Consider the following 20,378-nt stretch of genomic DNA (forward strand, 5'->3'; position numbering starts at 1 on the left):
CGGGTCTCCTGGTGACCAGCTTATGAAAATTGGCACTGTCACCGGAATTCATAATTAGAATTTACTCCAATATCCTTGCTGGCTGGCGTATGTAGCGGAATCACCCATAAGAATTTTGAAGCGCGTTCCGTCACTCAGTTTTCCACTGCCCGAGCCATTTTCAAGATTGGCTCCTGTTCTTACAACCTGGGCACTACCGGTACGACCATCGTTACAAACAAAGTTAACTTTTAAAACAGGTGACTGCGTGAACTGGTCATAAGTACCGTTGCAGGACATACCTGAGAGATTTTCAACAGCAAAGTCACCTCTGGTGAGTGAGGCTGTCGCTGTTCCCATCAATGGGTCTTTTTGATCTTCGGTTTGAACAACCAAAGCTGTTGATACTGAACATCCTGCGAGGGTGAAAGCCATCAAAATGAGTGGTAAGTGCTTCATGCTAGCTTATCCATTTTATGAATGATTTTTAGAAACATACCATTCATTCAACCCAACATCACATTGTGATGATCAAAGCATTTTTAAATTTGAAGATGCTTATAGTTGGTAGTGTATTCCGTGAATAAGCAATGATATTTCAGCACAACATGGTGCTAAAGGGAGGTATAGCATGCCTGTCCGGAAGCGCGGCAATATCTGGTATTGCGATTACATTAACGCTACAGGGAAGCGTGTCAGGAAATCACTTGGGACGACAAATAAAGCGTTTGCCCAAGAGCTTTATGATCATCTCAAGGCTTCCTCATGGCGAGAATCCAGACTGAAAGAACCTCTGCCAATGCTTTTCGAACAAGCAGTAGCGCTATGGCTAAGAGACAAACAAGATAAACGATCAATTGGCGACGATAAAAGACGTTTGGATTTCTGGTTAACTCATTTCAAAGGAATCTACCTCTCTGATATAGATGAAAAAATGATTTATGACGCGGTCAGGGACATGACTAACAGAAAGCATGAAATGAATTGGCGCTCGATGATGGCTTCAAGTCAGAACAGAGATGAGACACCTCTAAAATTCCACCCCAAACCTGCGTCAAATGCCACCAAGTCGGCTCACCTGGCGGTCATTAAGGCACTGCTTAGAAAGGCTGAGTTTGACTGGAAATGTCTGCAAAAAGCCCCGCATATCGCCATCCAAAAGCCTAAAAATGAACGAGTGCGCTGGCTTAAACCCTATGAAGCGAAACGGTTAATATATGAGTGCCCTGAGCCATTAAAATCCGTTGTAATTTTCGCACTTAATACGGGTCTACGCCGCTCTAACATCATCAATCTAAGATGGGATAACGTAGACCTGGAACGTCGAGTAGCATATGTGGATGCAAAACAAAGTAAAAGTGGCCGCGCCATTGGTGTGGCACTTAATCAAACAGCCTTAGATATTCTTACGAAACAAAAAGGTAACCACCCAGTTTGGGTATTCGTCCACCAAAAAGGAGCCTACGACAAAACCGGAAAAGCTCTACCAGCATCACGGATAATGCGCATTGATAATAATACTGCCTGGCGAAGCGCTCTCAAACGAGCAGGCATTGAGGACTTTCGTTTCCATGACCTGAGACACACTTGGGCGAGCTGGTTGATTCAGGCCGGAGTACCGTTATTCGTTGTGCAGGAAATGGGGGGCTGGGAAAGTATCGAAATGGTGCGCCGGTATGCACATCTATCGCCAAACCACCTTTCTGAATACGCTATACGGTTAGATCAGTATTTTAATGACGAATAACCACCATTAGAACCTGATTAAACCGTCCATCTGAATGTGAATCAACGTATTGGCGAAAAGAATGGAATGACCGCCTGTATGTAAACGCCCGTAGCCGCCTTTAGCATAAAGGACACATGTGTAACAAGCCGGATGAGTAATGTTTGCACCTGAGTATAAGTTGAAGAAGCAGGCTGAAAGAAGAAATATTAGGCGTTAGGGTGCAAATGCTTATCGAGCGTCTCTTTGAGAAAGATAGCCGTGTTCCCCAAAGAGCTAATATCTAAAACCTGCTGCGCCTGGAAGGTTGCTGTCTCACCGATATTCATAGTTAGGTATACATCGAGACCATCAAGGACCAGCATATCCGGGGTATGACTCTGAGACGCTAAAGTGCGCGCCAACTTCTCGATTTTGGTTAATTCGGCATCGCTAATGGTCACTGTTAAAGATTCAGGCTCAGAATCAATGCTTGAGAGGTAGGTATATGAGAGGGCATTTCCCTCAATGGAATAGTGTTCCTGTGGATTAAATGGTGCCGAAGTTAGATCAAGTCTAAACCACTCATTCTGCTTTGATAATTCGTAGTGCCTGAGGTTTTTTTTGGCTTCCGCTTTGTCTAATCTGTAAAAACTATAGCCAGCCAGAGCCAAGGCACTAATAAGCGATATTCCTCCTCCGTTCCCCACACCTCCGTGGTGTGAGCAAGCTCCTTGGGTACCGATTGAATGTGATTGCCAGCCGTCCGCACACCCAATTCCTAATAGAGCTTTCATCACAAAGAACACAGCAACAAACACAATCCCCGGAACTATCCAAAAGCGTTTTTTCATTTTTCATCCATGCAGCGTCAACAAACTGACGCGTTGAGGTTACTCATTTCCTTGAATGGCCGCATCGATTTTCGTCTTATGGTCCCCCTGACGCTTCCAGGCGCTGTAAATGTCTTTATCCCATGCTTTACCGGCTTTTGTCTGATAACCAGCCTTGTTAAGCCTTTCCGCGATGATACGGCCATTATCAAAGCCCTGCCTGATGGTTTCCGACGCGATACGGATCACTGCTTCCTCATCATATGGCAAAGGTGGAATACCCTGCTTACCACCAATAAGCGCCGCTGCTGCTGACTCCATCCTTTCTACCAGCGCCATCATGCGTGTGTCAGGATTATTGCCTGGCCGGTTCAGTTTCTGCCGAATAGCATCGACCAGCCATGAGGTTTTATCACCACCAGCAGCACTCACAGCGCCGGTAAAAGCCTCGCTTAACTCAGCAGGCACACGGAAGGTTACGGACAGCGATTTGCTCATTGGACCACCAGCATCAGGGATAGAGAGGGTATTTTAACACCGTAAGACAGTGTAAGACGCTCGGTTTTGTTGGTTCACCCGTTGAGGCTTGTTGGTTCAAATCGGGATTGTGTTGGTTCAGTTTTCACAAAATATCCTTTAATAAACAATCATCTTTACAAATTGAACCAACTGAACTAACTGAACGACACGATTTTGCATATATAACGTGAGCGAACGGTAACACCGAGAAGATAGACGCACTGTGAATCATCTCGCTATCAAATCTCGAAGTATCCACCAGGTATCCACTAGAATGGCGCGTTTCCACTCGACAGATTTGCCAGGTGAAGTAGACGCCCTGTTCTGAACTCGCATCTACCTTTATTCTCCTTTACACATTCGTGGTGCGGATTGAGCGGAGCACCAGAAACGGCAAGTCGTTCGCGCAGAGGGCATGGAAAGGTTAATATGAGGAACGCAGCGATAAGTGCGTATGTTGATACGCAGGGAACACGGTTTTAAGGAGCAGGGAAATTGCTCTGGACCAAAAGCAAGATTCCCATCAATGCCTGCTCAAAAAACACCCAAAAGAAAGCGTCACAAAAACATTTGGGGGTATTTTTGGGGGTGTATGATAAATTTAAAACATGAAATATTGATATATAACATGCTGTTAGTTTTTATTATTCAATCCTGTAGGGGCCATTTCGAATCAATCACTTACCCATTTCCCTCAGCTTTCACTTTCTCCCCGTGGGACAGATTTGGGACGCGAGCACCAAAAATCGCATCAATCTGGCGTGCATGTTCGGTCAGGTGGTTCGGTGCCAGGTGAGCATAGCGCTGTACCATTTCGATGCTTTCCCATCCGCCCATTTCCTGTAATGCCGACAACGGAACTCCGGCCTGAATAAGCCAGCTCGCCCATGTATGCCTCAGGTCATGGAAACGGAAATCCTCTATCTCCGCTCTCTTCAGCGCAGCCCGCCATGCTGTGTTTGAATCGACACGCGTCTTTCTTACGGTCGGCGTTATCGTCCCATCACTCCTCTTCACCGCCTCGGTGTGCACGAATACCCAGTTATACGCCGTCTTCACGATGCGAGGCCAGTTAAGGTGATCGCATTAGCGGCCTAACCGCGTTAGTGCAACATTTCGGCACCTCCTGTTTGGTTAAACTCGTTTCCTCCTGCTAGAGAGGAACAATCCCATCAATGTTAAAGAGCGTCGGCTTCCTGCCGGTTGGTGCTGTGCTTCGTGCTGATGGGGGAAAAATACTCACAGTATTTATTTATGTAAATACTCAAAATATTCATTTTTTCATTTGAATATCTTAGATATTGATTTTGTGGGTTATTTATTTTTTAAATGCATGAAAAAGCCCGCGCAGTGGCGGGCTTAAAGGTGGTGGGGAAGTATTAGAACTTGCTCCAGTATCCTTGCTGGCTGGCCTGACTTGTTGCGGCACCGATTAGTATTCTGAATCGAGTGCCATCGCTAAGCCTTCCGCTACCTGAGCCATTCTCAAGATTTGCCCCATAGCGCATTACCTGCGCCGCTCCTGTGCGACCGTCGCTACATGTGAAGGTGACTTTGAGCATCGGGGTAGTAGTGAACTGGTCATATTTACCTGAGCAAGACAGTCCGGTGACGTTCTCAACGTAGAAATCACCGCGAGTTAGAGATGCGGTGGCAGTTCCCATAAGGGGATCTTTCTGGTCTTCAGTCTGAACTACCAGTCCAGTTGAAACGGCACATCCCGAAAGTATAAAAATAGAGAGTGCTATGATTTTTCTCATTTTCAATCCATTGCTGTGTGAATTAAAAAATTTATTAGAGCAGTTTCATTTTTGTCTCAATCGCGACGCCGATGATCCGGCAATTACCATTGATTTTTGTCATAGGCCACTGAGGGTTTAGGCCCTTCAGGTATTTCTGGCTGCCGTCGATAACGAGCTTCTTAAAGGTGGCTTCGTTGTCATCGACAAGTTTTGCGATCACAAGGTTGCCGTTGACCGCTTCGCGGCCAGTATCAAACAAAACAAATGTGCCTTCAGGAATGCTCAGGCCAGAAGGTGCGGTCATCGACTCACCCTCGACTTCAAGCCAGAAAGCATCCCCTTGCGTGTGCGCTTCAGAATCAAGCCAGTGATCAATATCTTTCAGCGTGTAGGCTTCTACCGCCTCAGCCCATGCCCCTGCCTGTACCTTGCTCAGTACCGGGTATCTGTTTCCTGGTTTGTAAGGGCGGAATCCAGTCACGTTGGCATCAACAGTACTGGCGTATCTGTTCACATCTTTTGCCAGAGCGGGGCTGATATCTGACACGGGAACGCTGAACAGGCGAGCAAACTCTGTAACCACCGGCACATTGAGAGCAATTCGCCCATTCATGTAATGACCGACAGCTCCCTGCGAAATACCAAGCGCATCAGCGATTGTGTACTGAGTGATTTTTAATTCTTTTTTCTTCGACTCATACAAAGCCTTCAGGCGCGCAGCGTCCGCAAGCTGTTCTGTCGTCAGGGACTTTTTGTTTTCCATTACCTCATTCTAATACCACAGGTAATCACATTCAAAATATCCAGGATATTTACATTAATGAATACCCGTAGTATTCTTTGTCGTGAATCTTCAAGGAGTGAGCCTATGAACCGAATGACACTTGAGGATTACGCAAAAATTCACGGTCAGGCAAAGGCCGCTAAAGATTTTGGCGTTATCCAGTGTGCTATCAGCAAGGCCATCCGGACAGGGCGACAAATTTTCGTGACCGTTCAGTCCGATGGAACCGTTAAGGGAGAGGAATTAAAGCCTTTCCCAAGTACCAAGAAATAATTAACACCGCTCTTTAAAACTCTGAAGCCGCTCCCGTCTAACCGCAGGAGCACAACCCAGTGACAAAGCTCACCGCAATGTCACGCAACAAATTCCATAAAGGAATATTACTTAATGGAATCAGCAAACTACAGCAAACCAACACAGCGGGAGATTGATCGCGCTGAAACAGACCTCTTGATTGTCATCTCGCAACTGACCGGGCGTAAGTTCGCGCAGCTTGCTGGCTGGCATGAATCGAAAATCAGCAAGACCAACTGGCGGGATATAGCGACCATTTTCTGCATTGCGCGAATGGCTGTTGAGGTAAGCCCGATTGGCCGGGCTATTCAGGACGCCTATCAGGCGATTGGAAAGAAAAAATCCGAACCTGCGCGAACAGATTCGGATTCTCAAATCACACTCAATTTCTGAGGTAATTATACATGCAATTATCTACAGCAGTAAACCCGACAATGAGCAGCCAGGAGATTGCTGATCTGGTTGAGTCCCGGCATGACAATGTGATACGAAAGTTGAGGTTTGCGGGCATGGTTTCAGGACTATGGCATGTAGTTCGTTAATCGAGTCGGGATTGTGGTCGAAGGATGCGGTTGAACGGCAGATGAGTAACCAGGAACGTAACTCTGTGCGTGCGGCTTGTATTTATAAGGCTGAACACTTGGGGGAGCGTAGGCTGATTGTGCAGTGTTGGGGGGATTATCTGGATGCGAATCGGGAGAAGGGGGTTAGCCCATTTGATTTTGCTAAGTTGAATAAGGGCTGATTAAAAGGATTTCTATAAGGCGCGCCTCAGGCATGCCTTAATTTTTTGCTAATTTTGGTGTTTGCAATTTATTGACTCAGCTGTGCCACTGCAGATTTTGCAACGCACTGATTTTGAACAAGGGTCAAAGACACTGCTCCGCGAGCAGGGCATAATACAACTATTAATCATTAGTACGGTTTCGTCTGATATGAGCACAATCACCCCCCACTACCGTAACGTACAGCAGTTGCTGCAAAGCCAATCCTTTTCTATCGATGAGTATCAGCGTGAGTACAAGTGGGAGAAGGAGAACATTGACGAGCTGCTGTCTGATCTTCAGGGAAAATTCTTTAACTACTACAAGCAGGGTGATGAAACCAGCGCTATTAGTAACTATGGGGAGTATTTTCTTGGCTCAATCATTGTCAGCAAACGCAATAACAAAAATTACTTGATCGATGGCCAGCAGCGAGTCACCTCTTTGACATTGTTGCTGATTTGCCTGTACCGATCTGCCGAGGAACAAAGGCTGCCGGTAGCCCAAACCTTAGCCCCACTTATTTTTAGCGACAACCTCGGTAACCCCAAGTTCAACCTCGACATCTCTGAGCGACTTCCTGTTATCAATGCCCTATTCAAGGGGGAAGCGTTCAATCCGGATGGTAAGGATGAATCCATACAAACCATGTACGCCCGTTATAGTGATATCGAAGCAAACGACTTGATGGCAGAGATAGGAAATGCATTGCCGCATTTCATCTACTGGTTGTTGACACGGGTAGGTTTGATAGAGATTGCCACTGATAATGACAGTTATGCTTACGCCATTTTTGAAACGATGAATGATCGGGGTAAGCCGCTTAGTCCGGTAGATATGTTGAAGGCATATTTATTGGCTCCGATTGAAGAACAGGATGCGCGACTACAGGCCAATCAAATCTGGAAACAGCAAGTCCTGGAATTGATCTCCTGGGGAGGGGAGCACGAACCGGAGCGAGATGCCAACTGTATTAAGGCGTGGTTACGGGCACAGTTCGCAGAAAGTATCCGTGAACGTAAGGCGGGATCGGTCGATAAAGATTGGGAGTTGATCGGTTCAGTCTTTCACCGCTGGGTGCGAGAAAACAACTCTCGCCTGGGTTTGGGGAAAGCTCAGGAAAATCAGAACATGATGGCTGTAAGCTTTCCATTTTTTGCCAAAGCGTACCGGCGTATCCTAAACAGCAGCAAGCATTACACACCGAAGCTACGAGCGGTCTACTACAACGCTCACAATGATTTTACTTGGCAGAATACAGTGCTCCTTGCATCGTTGATTGAAACTGACGACGACGAAACCGTAGACCGTAAACTGGCGGTCACGGCTACTTATTTGGACATCTGGTTGATGCGTCGAGTAGTGAATTATGTTCGGGTTGGATATTCTAGCGTGTCTTACGCTATGTGGTTATTGTGCCGGGATATCAGGCGTAAACCGCTATCGGAGTTGGTAGCTATCCTCCAGAAGAAGCTGGCAGATGATGATGTTACGTTCTCTGGCTACGCAGTAAAAGGACGAACGGGTATTGACGGTTTAGGGCTCAATCAATTCAGTCGCCGTTATATCTACCATTTGCTAGCACGACTGACAGAAGCAACTGAGATCGGAGCAGGACGTACTGAGACATTTGATCGATTGGTGGACCGTACTCTCAAGAATCCATTCGACATTGAACATATCTGGGCTGATGATTACGAAATCGTGAAAGATCAGTTCAGTACTGAGCAGGAATTTCAAGATTGGCGCAATCATGTTGCGTCACTTTTACTCTTACCAGCAGATGTTAACCGGAGTCTGCAGGACAAACCGTTTCCCCTGAAGCGGGTGCACTATGCCAAACAGAACTTCTTTGCCGCAAGTTTGGACTCCAGTGTTTACGAACATCAGCCACAGTTTCAGCAGTTTACTACCCAATATGAGTTGCCTTTCAAATTCACTGAAGTATTCGATAAAGCGGAACAACAGGTCCGCCGGAAACTGATTGCGGGATTAGTAGAATTAATTTGGTCACCGAATCGTTTATTTGAGGCCGCCCATGTCTGAGCAACCACTACAGAACTCACTTTTTGAGGACGATTACCTGCTACGGGAACTTGGGCAGGTAGCACATGTTCCACAGGTCGCTTTAACAGAGTTAGTTGCTAACGCCTGGGATGCCGGAGCGTCACGAGTAGACTTGGTTTTACCTACCGAAATAGGTGGAATATTGACTGTGACAGACGATGGTCATGGTATGACTCCGGAGCAATTTAAAAAGCGCTGGATGACTTTGCGCTACACCCGCGAGAAGTATCAAGGTTTCAATGTAGAGTTCCCTAACGGACGAACGGTCCGCCCGCGAAAGGCTAAGCCGACTATCCATATAATTCAGGCAGGAAGTGCTTTCATCGTTCTGGTTAAAGTCGGGACATGCCGGATATACGCTTTCCTGTTTGCCAGGCAGGACACGGCGAACATTGATTCTCAAGACCTATCTCGATTCCGTGAACTTCTAAAGCATTACACTGTTCTTTCAGACCAGAAAATTACCGCACCCTTGAAGATTAAAGAACTTATGGAGATTGCCCCTGACAGCAAAAACTAAATTCAAAAGCCCTGTATTCGAAGCTATCCATAGTACAGCTGCCGGTATGTTTAAAGCGGGTGTGATCTCACAGGAAACCATGCGTAGCTTTGATGCTACCTGCAAAAAAACTGGCTAACATAATGATGTGGCAGTCGTAACATTGATCCAAATGAATTAGGAGGCAAGTATGCATGGACCAGATCCGTCTGATAAGCATCCCATGGAGGGATTCCCTCAGGTTTGCTTTATAAAAAATACGGTAAAAAACCCCAATGTCATCGTTGGTGATTTCACGTATTACGACGATCCAGAAGACTCGGAAAACTTTGAACGTAATGTTCTTTATAATTTTCCATTTATTGGCGATAAGCTCATCATTGGCAAATTTTGCGCGATTGCAAAAGGTGTTCAATTCATAATGAACGGAGCCAACCACAAACTCTCTGGTTTCTCCACGTTCCCATTTTATATTCTCGGAAATGGATGGGAAAAATCGATGCCAAAGTCAGGGGATTTGCCTTACAAGGGAGATACGGTGATTGGTAACGATGTGTGGATTGGGTATCAGGCATTAATCATGCCCGGTGTGAAGATAGGCAACGGAGCGATTGTCTCCTCGCGTTCAGTGGTGACTTCAGATGTACCTGCTTATGCGATTGTAGGCGGCAATCCCGCGAAAGTGATTAAGAAGCGCTTTTCAGATGAAACCATAGCGGCGCTGCAAAAGCTGGCGTGGTGGGATTGGCCTGTAGAAAAGATCACTGAAAACCTCTCTGCAATAATGTCCAGTGACATTGAAGCATTTCGCGATTGATGGCTTCTGCCAAGCGTGCCGAATGTCCCGTTTTTAGCAGTGTGTTTTGTGCGATAGCGGCTATCGCACAAAACCAGCGGGGGCATTAAAAGAAAATTGAACGGAATTTACCCCCATAGATCATCAAGCTACGCCTTACTTTTCAATCCTGTAGGGCCATAATCTGTTTCTAATTGCATGGATGATCAGTAATATGTACACCAGAATACACCACTGTTTTTCTCATTATTTCCGTTAGGGGTTGCATGATGTGCTTTATGTGTTATGGTAAATGGATGTTGAATTATTTGAGGGTGGATTCAGGGCTTCGCAAATTACTGAAAGCGAAAGCGTCTGGAAGAAAATAACAATGCTGATTTCAGATTTTCTTGTTCTGCTTTTAAAATGTTCCACTACCTTTCTTTATTGAGCATGCCGTTATCAACTACGCGCGAACTCATCATGTCTTTTGTCATCATTCAATTCTCTTTCTATATGTAAAGATTCTCCCGCCATATCATAGTCAGAAAAAAAGGCCATTATTATGACCAGAAAAAAATTAATATTATTACCCGTCGCTGCTTTATTCTCTTCATCAGTGGCTTTTGCCGCAGATTTACCAGGGAAAGGAATAGACGTACATCCGGTACAGAGTACATTGCCTGAAGAGTCTTTCCAGACTGAATTAATCAACCGGGCATTGGAAAAGCTAGGTTATGATGTCAAACCCACTGAGGAAGTGGACTATAACGTTGCGTATACCGCTATCGCTGCCGGAGATGCAACTTACATGGCGGTAAACTGGGAGCCGCTGCAGAAAGATATGTACAATGCTGCCGGGGGGGATAATAAATTTTATCGCGAAGGTAGCTATATAACAGGTGCAGCACAGGGATACCTGATTGATAAAAAAACGGCAGATAAGTATCACATCACAGATATTTCACAGCTTAAAGATCCTAAACTGGCGAAATTGTTTGATGCGAATGGGGATGGAAAAGCAGATTTGGCGGGGTGTAATCCTGGCTGGGTTTGTGGGCAGGTCATTGATGCGCAAATTAAGGCCTATGGTTTAGGTGATACTGTTCAACAGAATCAAGGAAATTACTCCGCTATCATTGCAGATACGCTAACGCGCTATAAGTCAGGTAAGCCAGTTCTGTATTTTACCTGGACGCCATATTGGGTCAGTGATGAATTAAAACCAGGTAAAGATGTTGTCTGGTTGACCGTGCCTTTTTCTGTTACACCCGGTTCGCAGAAAAATGAAGATACTGCATTGCCTAATGGGAAAAATTACGGTTTCAAACCTAATAATGAGCATGTTGTTGCCAACAAAGCATGGGCAGATAAAAACCCGGCAGCAGCGAGATTGTTTGCCATCGTGAAATTACCCCTGGCCGATGTCAATGCGCAGAATCAACGGATGCATGAGGGCGAATCCTCCGCTGCCGATATTCAACGTCATGTAGATGGCTGGATCAAGGCACACCAGGCTACTTTCGATGGCTGGATTAAACAGGCGAAAGCAGCGGCTAATGCCTCCTGATGGTTTTTATGCCGCATTAATTAGGCCATAGCCAGGCTATCCCGACCTGTTCTCGGGTCGGGATCAACGTTGTCGCTGAGAAACTCGCTCTCCAGCTGTCGGCTCCAGCCGCACCATATCCCACACCCCAATGGCTGTCACCAACGCTATCACCCCAAACCCCAGCTTAAACCCGATCCCTGGCACCGAGGCGTAGCCCCAGTCGTCCCCCAGCACCGTCCCCAGCCGAATACACAACGCTCCCAGCGTTACCCCCAGACCACTCGCCAGCTGCAATGAGGTACTAAACAACGTATTTGCCGAGCTCATCTCCTGCGTTGGCACTTCAGCAAAAGCCAGCGAGCTAATCCCGGTAAACTGCATCGACCGACTCAATCCCCCCAAAAATAGCAGCACCAGCGTAATCATATGTGGTGAGGACGGTGTCAAAAATGCGCACAACAGCAGCGTCAGCACGCAAACCACGCCATTACCAATCAGCAGCTTACGAAAGCCGAAATAGCGAATCAGTGGCGTGGTGGCGGGTTTCATCGCCAGATTACCGGCAAAGACCGCCAGCACCAGCGAACCGGCCTGGAAGGCATTCATGCCGAAACCGACCTGGAACATCAGCGGTAGCATAAAGGGCGCGGAGCTGATGGTGGCGCGCAGCAGAAAACCGCCACGCATGGTGATGCGAAAAGAGGGCACCGAAAGCGATGTCAGGCTAATCAGCGGCGTTTTGCTGCGCCGCAGATGGCGAATGCTCCACACCAGTGTTGCCAGTCCCAACGCAATCGTCACGGCGGCACCGCTCAGGCTGGCGCTTTGCTGACTCAGCATCTCCAGGCCTGCCACCAGGCACAGCATGGTGATGCCAGTCGCGATAAAGCCGATGACATCAAACGGTCGGTGCTGGTGAGCCGAGTCGTTCGGCATCATGCGCAGCGCCAGTATGATCGCGATAATCCCCAGCGGGACGTTGAGAAAAAATATCCAGTGCCAACTGGCGTAGGTGGTGATAAATCCGCCCAGCGGCGGCCCGATAATCGGGGCGACCAGCGCGGGCCACGTCAGAGTGGCGATGGCTTTGATCAGCTGATCTTTGGGCGTGGTGCGCAACACCACCAGGCGTCCGACAGGCACCATCATGGCACCGCCAATCCCCTGTAAGATGCGCATCAGTACAAATTCGGTAACGTTGTGCGTCAGACCGCAAAACAGCGATGACAGGGTGAAAATGATTAACGCGAGGCTAAAAACATTGCGCGCGCCAAAGCGCTCCGCCACCCAGCCGTTGGCCGGTATCAGCACCGCCAGTGTCAGGAGATAGGCGCTGATACCGATGTTCAAATCGATAGCCGATACGCCAAAAGCTTTGGCCATATCCGGTAACGCGGTGGCGATCACCGTGCCATCGAGGAACTCCATAAAAAATGCGCTGGCAACCAGTAGGGCTAATCCCGAGATGCGGCCTGAACCGAAACGTACCGTTTGGGGGGCTTCTTCCTGAGTAGAATCTGATAAAGCCATCTGTAGATCTCAGAGTAATCCCTGACAAACAGGGAGATGTTAGACAGGTTGATGAAGTTGTTATACCAAAAAAACAAAATGCGGCAGAAGCGCTTCTTCTTTTTTATTTGGTAAATATTGATATCTGACAATAATTTCTGCTCCGCTCGCCCATATCTGGCACCCACGCAAATGCCGACTAAGCTATCCATCTCAACCTCCATCATTAAAGATGAATCTGATCATGGAATTTTCAGTGCCACTGCTGCTGGTCATCATTGGTTTTGCTTCGCTTGCTGCGCAATGGCTGGCGTGGATTATCCGCGTACCGGCGATTTTGACGTTGCTGCTGTGTGGGGTCTTACTGGGGCCACTGACCCATACTCTTCAGCCTGATGCGTTGTTCGGCGAACTCCTTTTCCCGCTGGTATCGCTTTCGGTAGCCATCATCTTGTTCGAAGGGGCGCTGACGTTGCGCTTTAGCGATGTGAAGGGGTTGGGGAGCGTGATCCGAAACCTGGTGACCGTGGGTATGCTGGCCACTTTTGTGGTTGTCAGCCTTGCCTGTTGGGCGATCTTGCACCTGACACCTGAAATCGCTGCACTCATTGGTGCTGTGACCGTGGTGACAGGCCCGACTGTGATCGCGCCATTGATGCGAGTGGTGCGACCCAATGCCAACATTAACCAGATATTACGTTGGGAGGGGATCGTTATCGATCCAGTCGGTGCCATCTTCACCCTGCTGGTATTTGAATTTATTACCCTGCGTCAGGAAACCAATACCGGGTTTCATCTGCTGGCGACCCTGGCCAAAACGCTCTCTGTTGGCATCGTGCTGGGCGGAATTGCTGGCTGGCTGTTGGGCAATGCCCTCAAGCGTGCATGGATCCCGGTTTATCTGCAAAACTTTGCGGTTCTGGCGCTGATTCTTGCGGCTTTCGGGGTATCCAATGCGGTGGCCGATGAGTCTGGCCTGCTGGCCGTCACGGTGGCTGGTGTGTGGTTGGCAAATATGCGCGATGTGGATATCAGCGATATTCTTGCATTTAAAGAGGAGTTGTCGGCCATTCTGATCTCGGCGTTGTTTATCATCCTCGCTGCGCGGCTGGATATCCATGCGCTGTTCAATATGGGGTGGCCACTGCTGGGTATGTTGTTGATCGTCCAGTTGGTGGCGCGCCCATTATGTATTGTGCTTTCTACTCTCGGGTCTCAGCTTAAATTACGTGAAAAGCTATTGCTTTGCTGGATTGCCCCACGCGGCATTGTGGCGGCAGCGGTCAGCTCACTCTTCGCCTTATCGCTGGAGCGGGATGGTTATGCGGGGGCCAGTCAGGTTGTCACCGTGGTGTTTGCCGTCATTATCGGCACGGTAGTGATACAGAGTTTGACCAGTTCACCGCTGGCGCGGTTGCTCAAAGTACAGCAGCGCAAACCCCGTGGCATTCTCATTACCAGTGCCGATGAGGTCGCGCGTGCACTAGGGCTGGCCTTGAAGAAACTCAATATTCCTGTCCAACTGGCTGATAACAATTGGGAATACTGTCGGCTCGCGCGTATGAACGGTTTACCGGCATATTATGGCAATCCGTGGTCGGAACATGCTGAAAACGCCCTCGACATCAGCAGCTTTGTTCAGGTGTTTGCGCTCTCACCGGACCAGCATCGCAATGCGCTTAGCGTTTATCACTTCCGCCATTTGCTCGGGGCTGAACATGTGCTCGCCATACGTTCCGACGCGGATGATAAAACCAGTATCGGTAATAAGAAAAGCCGCTTCGGCAGAGAGACCCGCTTGTTTGGGGCCGGCATCACATGGGAAAGTTTGAATAGCGTGTTGTCATCAGGTGGCTATTTGAAGGCAACCAATCTGAATGAAAATTTTGGCTGGACGGATTATCTGGAGAAAAACCACGGTGTAGTGCCGCTGTTTGCGGTGAGTGAAGAAGGGATGCTGACCCCACTCAGTAACAACAGTGCCCCACCGCTGCCGTTTACCCTTGTGGCTTTAGTGAAAGCATAAGGCACTCTGCAACCTTGCTCCCGGATGTTAATATCAGGCAATAATTATTCCCGGAAGAGGTCAGAATGAGTCAGGTCGCCACCGCGAAGCAGCGTGAAGTGCAGCGCATTGTTGATGCACTTTCTCTCGCCATCGCGCAGCATCGTTTAAAGCCTGGCAGACGGCTGGTCGAGGCGCAGATTGTCGAGGCGTTACAGGCCAATCGCAACCATGTGCAGGCAGCGCTGCAACGTCTGGCGTTGCAGCATATCGTGTCTATCGAGCCCAATATCGGGGCGATGGTGGCACATCCCGAAGCGCAGGAAGCGCGTGAGATCTTTATCGCGCGTCGTGCAATTGAAAGCGCGATTGTGGCGTCGATTACGCCCGCGCAGATGGCGCAGTTTGCGGATGAGATCGATGCGCAGCAAAAAGCGGAACATGCCGCCACCGGGCAGCAGGATCGCCGTGATATCGTGCGTGAGTTGAGTGCCTTTCATCTGCTGCTGGCAAAAGTCAGCGGCAACAAGGTGTTGAGTGAAATTCTTGCGAACCTGATGGTGCGCAGTTCGCTGATTGTCGCGTTGTATCAGCGTAATGATGTGCCATCGTGTCAGTGCGCCGAACACGGTGCCATCCTCGCGGCGTTAAAAGCGGGCAATACGGAGCAGGCGCAGCAAACGATGTTGGCGCATCTGAACGAACTGGAGGCGGAGCTGGATTTAACCGAAGTCGTGTCCGAGGATTTATCGCTGAGCCAGGCATTAATGTAACGGCGCGATTTTTCGCGCCATTACGCAGCCATCAAGGCCGATACAGCACGGCCTGCGGGCGGCTGAAGGTTTGCCGTCCACCTTTAAAACCGGCGATTGGCGGGGCAATCTGTGCCACAATCTGCTCAGCGCGCTTCACATCAAATACCACCATATCGGCCAGGCAGCCTGGCGTCAGGCCATAATCGGTCAGGCGCAACAGTTTTGCCGACTGGCTGGAGATCCAGCTCAGGCAACGCAACAAATCCCCTTGGGTTCCCAGCTGACGCACGTTGGCAAACAGGTTGGCCTGGCGTACCAGTGAGGCGTCGCCAAACGGGGTAAAGGGATTGGCGATATTGTTGGTGGAGAGGGAACACACCACGCCACAGTGATCCAGCTCATCCAGCGGTGCGACGCCGCGCGGTTGCAGTGCAAAGCGATCGCGTGCGGTGAGGAACAGGTCGGTGGCGGGCAGAGCGGTGACCTGCACTCCGGCAGCGGCCAGCTTCTGGCCTAATACACGCAGCGGCTCAATATCCAGAATCGATAACTTGGTGACATGCCCGACAGTGACGCGACCGCCCCAATCAGCGCGTTGTGTTTCCTCAATCACGCAATCGATCAGCCGATTTTCTGGCGACAGATCGAAATCCAGGTGGAAATCGAGGTCAACATCATAACGTTGGGCTAAGGCAAACAATCGCTGGATCTGTCCAACCGGATCGCTGTCGGTATACGGGCAGCCACCCAGCAGGTCCGCGCCCGATGCGAGCGCTTCGCACAGCAGCGTCTCGGTGCCCGGGTTATTCAGCATCCCTTCCTGCGGAAATACGCAAAGTTGCAGGTCCAGCGCCCAGGCGTAATCCGCCTGTAAACGGCGGATGGCGCGGAAACCGGTCAGGCCAATCACCGGATCGATCTCGATATGGGTACGCATGCGCGTGGTGCCTTGGGTAATTGCTTGCTCCAGCACACGGGCACCACGTTGATATACGTCCTCTTCACTGAAATCGGCTTTGGCACGCGCGGTTTCACGTATTGCCTCCGTCAGCGTGCCTTCCTGCTGACGGCAACGATCGATGATACAGGCCTTATCCAGGTGGATATGGGTTTCCAGCAGGCCGGGCAGCACCAGCGCACCAGCCAGATCCAGTGTCTCCGCCGGTTCGCTATGTGCAGCAACAAAATGCTCGCCGACGATATACAGCGTTTGTAACGCCTCTACGCCCGGCAGCCGGGCATTGATAATGGTCAGTCGTCTCATGCGTTCCCTGCTCCCAGCCAGGCTTCCGCCAAATCTGCCTGCGCCAGCAGATCCTGAGCGCGTCCAGCCTTTACCACTTCACCCGATTCCAGCACCAGCGCACGGTCGGCAATGGTCAGGGCAAGGTTCGCCATCTGATCCACCAGCAGCAGCGTGACGCCTTCATTTCGTAACCCCGCCAGCGCGTCATACAGCTCGCCAATCATCGCAGGTGACAGGCCAAGGCTCGGTTCATCCAGCAGCAGAATCGAGGGGCGCGACATCAACCCGCGTCCAATTGCGACCATCTGTTGTTCACCCCCCGAGAGTAGCCCCGCCTGACTGTGCAGACGATCGCGCAGGCGCGGGAAGCGGCGTAGGATCGCCTCCACTTCAGCCTGCGGATCGAGGCGTTCGCTACAGGCATATTGACCAATCAGCAGGTTATCCAGCACCGTCATCTGCGGGAACAGCTGGCGGCCTTCCGGTACCAGTGCCAGGCCTCGGGCGGCGATTTGCGCGGCGTTGAGTTCCTTGATCGAATGATCGTGCAGATAAATGGCCCCGCTGCGCGCCGGATGCAGTCCCGCCAGCGTTTGCAGAATGGTGGATTTCCCGGCGCCGTTGGCCCCGAGAATCGCCACGGTTTCGCCCGGATTGACGGTGAAGCTGACATTGCGCACCACCGGTGCGGCACCGTAATCGAGCGTCAGTTTATCCACCACCAGCCCCGGCTCCCCGCTGCTGCGCAATGGCATCACGCGCGGTTTGCCGCGATATTCGGTACCGCCGAGATAGGCAGCAATCACTGCCGGATTGCGCTGCACTTCCGACGGGCTTCCTTGTGCCAGCGGCTTACCGGCATCCAGTACTTGCAGCCGATCGCTGACCGCCATCACCAGCGCCATATCATGCTCAACCACGATCACCGCCAGACCAAATTTCGCCAGGCGCTTCAGCAGCGGGATCAGTGCATCGGTCTCTTCACGACTCAGTCCGGCGGCGGGTTCATCCAGCAACAGCAGGGCGGGATCGAGCGCCAGCGCGCGGGCAATTTCCACCAGCCGACGATCAACATGGGGCAGATCTTCCGCCGGGATATGCACCGATCCGCGATACCCCACCAGCGCCAGCAGCGCCATTGCCACTGCCTGTTGCTGTTTTGCCGGGTGACGCCACGGCAGACCCTGGCGTCCACATTGCTGCGCCACCAACAGGTTTTCCAGCACGCTCATGCCGCTGAACAGCTGGGTGGTTTGGTAGGTACGGGCGATACCGGCCCGCGCGACGCGCCAGGCAGGCTGACCACGCAGTTCCTGTTGCAGGCGGATGCTGCCGCTGTCGGCGCGATAAAAGCCGCTGATCATATTGAGTACCGTAGTTTTACCGGCACCGTTTGGCCCCATCAGGCCGAGGATCTCACCGGCACGCACTTTGAAGCTGACATCTTTGGCTGCCTGCACGCCACCAAAACGGATGCCGATCCCCTCGACACTCAGCACATCATTGCCCGCTCGCTGGAAGTGATGTTGCAGCAGGGCTTCATCAGGCGTGTCAGGGGCGAATTGCGCCGCCGGTTTTGCCAGCCAGCGCGCCAGCGTACCGAGCAGGCCGCGCGGTGCCAGCCACAGCACGCTGAGCAGCAGTACGGCAAAAATCAGCAGGCGATACTCCGCGAAGGAGGACAGCAGCTCCGGCAGCACCACAATCAACAACGCGCCGAGCAGTGGGCCGAACAGCGTACCGCTGCCGCCAACCACCACCGCCAGCACAAACAGGATCGACTGTGCGAACGGGAAAGAATCCGGGTTGATAAACATCATCAGCGGCGCGACGAAGGTGCCAGCGGCGCTGGCGAGCATGGCGGAGAGCGCGAACGCCAGCGTTTTGCTGACCACTGGGTTGAAACCCAGCGAACGGGCGGCAATCTCACTGGCCTTGACGGCACGCATCGCCAGTCCCCACTGGCTGCCTTGCAGGCGGGCAAACAACGCCAGCGCGGCCAGCATCAGCACGGCGCAGCACAGGGCGAGTCCGATATTGGGATCGAGCGGGCCAAAGTCGGGCATTGGGATGCCCATCAACCCATTCGATCCGCCCGTCACATCACGCCATTCAATCAAGACATGGCGTACCACCAGCGCAAAGGCGATGGTGATCATCGCCAGAAACGGGCCGCTGACGCGCAGCGCCGGGATCGCCAGCAAACCGCCGATTACCCCGCACACCACCATCGCGACCAGCATGGCAACACCGAGCGGCACGCCATTCATGGTCAACGCCGCCGAAATGTAGGCCCCAAGTGCGTAAAAGGCGATGTGGCCGAAGGAGATTTGTCCACTCAGCCCTAGCAAGATATTCAATCCGACCACCGTGGTGACGGCGAGGGCAAACAGGGAGAACACCAGCAGTGCATAGCTGCCCAACACGAAGGGCAACAGCAGGCTGATCAGCGCCAGTACCATGAGGGGGAGGGTTTTGATCATACTTTGACCCTTAATTTTTGCCCAAACAACCCGTTCGGGCGCAGTGCCAGTGCCAGAATCACCAGCGAGAAGGTGAATATTTGCGTGAAAGCGGAGCCGAACCACAACGTGACCAGCGCCTCGCTGAGACCAAACAGTAGCCCGGCGATCCAGATACCGCTGCTGCTGGCAAGACCACCGAGAATCGCCACCGCGAAAGCTTTCAGACCGAACAAAGTGCCCATATCACTTTGGATGCTGAACAGTGGGGCGATCAGCAGGCCAGCCAGCGCGGCAAATACGGTAGAGAGGGCGAACGCCACTGCCACCACGGTATTCACCCGAATCCCCATTAACTGTGCGGCGCGCGGGTTCTGTACCGTGGCTTCCAGTACTTTGCCGATACGGCTGTAACGACGAATCAACGTCAGCGCCACCACCATCACCACACCGGTGACGGGGATCAGCAGGTTAATCAGCGACCACGTGCTGCCAAACAGCGTAAAGGTGACGTCGGTCACCGGGAACTGGCGTGGTTCTTTACCGAAGGTAAACATCGCCAGGTTATCGACAAGTATCCCGCCCGCCACCGTTGCCATCAGCCAGGCTTCCGAATTGCGCGCCACAAACGGCCGTACCAGCAGGCGCTCAATCACTACGCCATACAATGCACAGCACAACAGAGTGGCGGGCAAGGCCAGCCACAGGGGCCAGCCGAAGGTCACGTACAGGCTGTAACCAAGGGTTGCGCCCACCATCATGGCGCTGCCCTGCGCGAAGTTCAGGGTACGGGACACAATCCAGGTGATATGAAAGCCGAGTGCCAGCAAGGCGTACATGCTGCCGAGGCTAAGTCCGGTGGACAGGGCGGTACTCCACATCATCCTT

At 51.0% G+C, this 20,378-nt stretch carries 18 protein-coding genes and 3 pseudogenes; 11 read left to right on the forward strand and 10 right to left on the reverse strand.

From position 1 onward, the window contains the following. Positions 1 to 54: 54 nt before the first annotated feature. The gene (locus tag AC6I8W_RS05760; RefSeq protein WP_497837343.1) at positions 55 to 438 is read right to left on the reverse strand and encodes a hypothetical protein; all 384 of its coding nucleotides are present in this window, start codon (positions 436 to 438) and stop codon (positions 55 to 57) included. Positions 439 to 610: 172 nt separating this feature from the next. Between AC6I8W_RS05760 and AC6I8W_RS05765 the strand changes: the two genes are divergently transcribed. After that, entirely contained in the window at positions 611 to 1,726 is a 1,116-nt protein-coding gene (locus AC6I8W_RS05765) for a site-specific integrase (RefSeq protein ID WP_497837344.1), read from the forward strand. Between the two features lie 188 nt (positions 1,727 to 1,914). Here the strand turns inward: AC6I8W_RS05765 and AC6I8W_RS05770 are convergent, their stop codons facing one another. From AC6I8W_RS05770 to AC6I8W_RS05790, 5 genes and pseudogenes are all read right to left on the reverse strand, one after another. After that, positions 1,915 to 2,538, reverse strand: a complete 624-nt coding sequence (locus tag AC6I8W_RS05770) for a DUF3761 domain-containing protein (protein ID WP_497837345.1) — start codon at positions 2,536 to 2,538, stop codon at positions 1,915 to 1,917. A gap of 39 nt (positions 2,539 to 2,577) precedes the next feature. Further along, positions 2,578 to 3,015: a hypothetical protein gene (locus AC6I8W_RS05775; RefSeq protein WP_497837346.1), complete on the reverse strand. Its 438-nt coding sequence runs from the start codon at positions 3,013 to 3,015 to the stop codon at positions 2,578 to 2,580. Between the two features lie 702 nt (positions 3,016 to 3,717). Continuing rightward, a pseudogene (locus AC6I8W_RS05780) lies at positions 3,718 to 4,083 on the reverse strand (site-specific integrase); the annotation flags it as partial. A 332-nt stretch (positions 4,084 to 4,415) separates the two neighbouring features. Then, positions 4,416 to 4,796 (reverse strand): hypothetical protein, encoded by a 381-nt coding sequence (locus tag AC6I8W_RS05785; protein WP_497837347.1) that lies wholly within the window; start codon positions 4,794 to 4,796, stop codon positions 4,416 to 4,418. A gap of 34 nt (positions 4,797 to 4,830) precedes the next feature. Beyond that, complete coding sequence (locus tag AC6I8W_RS05790) at positions 4,831 to 5,541, reverse strand: LexA family protein (protein WP_497837348.1); 711 nt, start codon at positions 5,539 to 5,541, stop codon at positions 4,831 to 4,833. 105 nt (positions 5,542 to 5,646) lie between these two features. Between AC6I8W_RS05790 and AC6I8W_RS05795 the strand changes: the two genes are divergently transcribed. From AC6I8W_RS05795 to proX, 8 genes and pseudogenes are all read left to right on the forward strand, one after another. Beyond that, entirely contained in the window at positions 5,647 to 5,835 is a 189-nt protein-coding gene (locus AC6I8W_RS05795) for a Cro/CI family transcriptional regulator (RefSeq protein ID WP_480370733.1), read from the forward strand. 114 nt (positions 5,836 to 5,949) lie between these two features. Beyond that, positions 5,950 to 6,249 carry a CII family transcriptional regulator gene (locus AC6I8W_RS05800; protein WP_497837349.1) on the forward strand — a complete coding sequence of 100 codons (300 nt, stop codon included), beginning with the start codon at positions 5,950 to 5,952 and terminating at the stop codon, positions 6,247 to 6,249. 91 nt (positions 6,250 to 6,340) lie between these two features. Continuing rightward, positions 6,341 to 6,601 (forward strand): annotated as a pseudogene (locus tag AC6I8W_RS05805) (integrase); the annotation flags it as partial. 154 nt (positions 6,602 to 6,755) lie between these two features. Further along, positions 6,756 to 8,666, forward strand: coding sequence for a DUF262 domain-containing protein (locus AC6I8W_RS05810; protein WP_497838114.1), 1,911 nt, complete (start codon positions 6,756 to 6,758; stop codon positions 8,664 to 8,666). Beyond that, complete coding sequence (locus AC6I8W_RS05815; protein ID WP_497837350.1) at positions 8,659 to 9,207, forward strand: ATP-binding protein; 549 nt, start codon at positions 8,659 to 8,661, stop codon at positions 9,205 to 9,207. Before AC6I8W_RS05810 ends, AC6I8W_RS05815 begins: the two co-directional genes overlap by 8 nt. Further along, positions 9,191 to 9,310, forward strand: a pseudogene (locus AC6I8W_RS05820) (helix-turn-helix domain-containing protein); the annotation flags it as partial. The gene AC6I8W_RS05815 and the pseudogene AC6I8W_RS05820, both read left to right, overlap by 17 nt. 66 nt (positions 9,311 to 9,376) lie before the next feature. Next, a complete protein-coding gene (locus tag AC6I8W_RS05825; RefSeq protein WP_497837351.1) occupies positions 9,377 to 10,003 on the forward strand; it encodes a Vat family streptogramin A O-acetyltransferase in 627 nt (208 codons plus the stop codon). A gap of 523 nt (positions 10,004 to 10,526) precedes the next feature. Then, complete coding sequence (proX, locus tag AC6I8W_RS05830; RefSeq protein WP_497837352.1) at positions 10,527 to 11,531, forward strand: glycine betaine/L-proline ABC transporter substrate-binding protein ProX; 1,005 nt, start codon at positions 10,527 to 10,529, stop codon at positions 11,529 to 11,531. Between the two features lie 63 nt (positions 11,532 to 11,594). Here the strand turns inward: proX and AC6I8W_RS05835 are convergent, their stop codons facing one another. Next, a complete protein-coding gene (locus AC6I8W_RS05835) occupies positions 11,595 to 13,043 on the reverse strand; it encodes an MFS transporter (protein ID WP_497837353.1) in 1,449 nt (482 codons plus the stop codon). Between the two features lie 223 nt (positions 13,044 to 13,266). Here AC6I8W_RS05835 and AC6I8W_RS05840 point away from each other — a divergent pair, with 223 nt between their 5' ends. Both AC6I8W_RS05840 and AC6I8W_RS05845 read left to right on the forward strand, forming a co-directional pair. Further along, positions 13,267 to 15,048 (forward strand): cation:proton antiporter, encoded by a 1,782-nt coding sequence (locus AC6I8W_RS05840; RefSeq protein WP_497837354.1) that lies wholly within the window; start codon positions 13,267 to 13,269, stop codon positions 15,046 to 15,048. A 65-nt stretch (positions 15,049 to 15,113) separates the two neighbouring features. Then, the gene (locus AC6I8W_RS05845; protein WP_497837355.1) at positions 15,114 to 15,800 is read left to right on the forward strand and encodes a GntR family transcriptional regulator; all 687 of its coding nucleotides are present in this window, start codon (positions 15,114 to 15,116) and stop codon (positions 15,798 to 15,800) included. Between the two features lie 31 nt (positions 15,801 to 15,831). Here the strand turns inward: AC6I8W_RS05845 and AC6I8W_RS05850 are convergent, their stop codons facing one another. From AC6I8W_RS05850 to AC6I8W_RS05860, 3 genes are read right to left on the reverse strand one after another with little or no spacing between them, the layout of a single operon-like run. Continuing rightward, positions 15,832 to 17,046, reverse strand: a complete 1,215-nt coding sequence (locus tag AC6I8W_RS05850; protein ID WP_497837356.1) for an amidohydrolase family protein — start codon at positions 17,044 to 17,046, stop codon at positions 15,832 to 15,834. Beyond that, positions 17,043 to 19,511, reverse strand: coding sequence for a branched-chain amino acid ABC transporter ATP-binding protein/permease (locus tag AC6I8W_RS05855; RefSeq protein WP_497837357.1), 2,469 nt, complete (start codon positions 19,509 to 19,511; stop codon positions 17,043 to 17,045). Before AC6I8W_RS05855 ends, AC6I8W_RS05850 begins: the two co-directional genes overlap by 4 nt. After that, positions 19,508 to 20,374 (reverse strand): branched-chain amino acid ABC transporter permease, encoded by an 867-nt coding sequence (locus AC6I8W_RS05860; protein ID WP_497837358.1) that lies wholly within the window; start codon positions 20,372 to 20,374, stop codon positions 19,508 to 19,510. Before AC6I8W_RS05860 ends, AC6I8W_RS05855 begins: the two co-directional genes overlap by 4 nt. Positions 20,375 to 20,378: the final 4 nt, after the last annotated feature.

It is taken from the genome of Pantoea sp. X-Soil-TKNS-1211 (genome assembly GCF_059730495.1).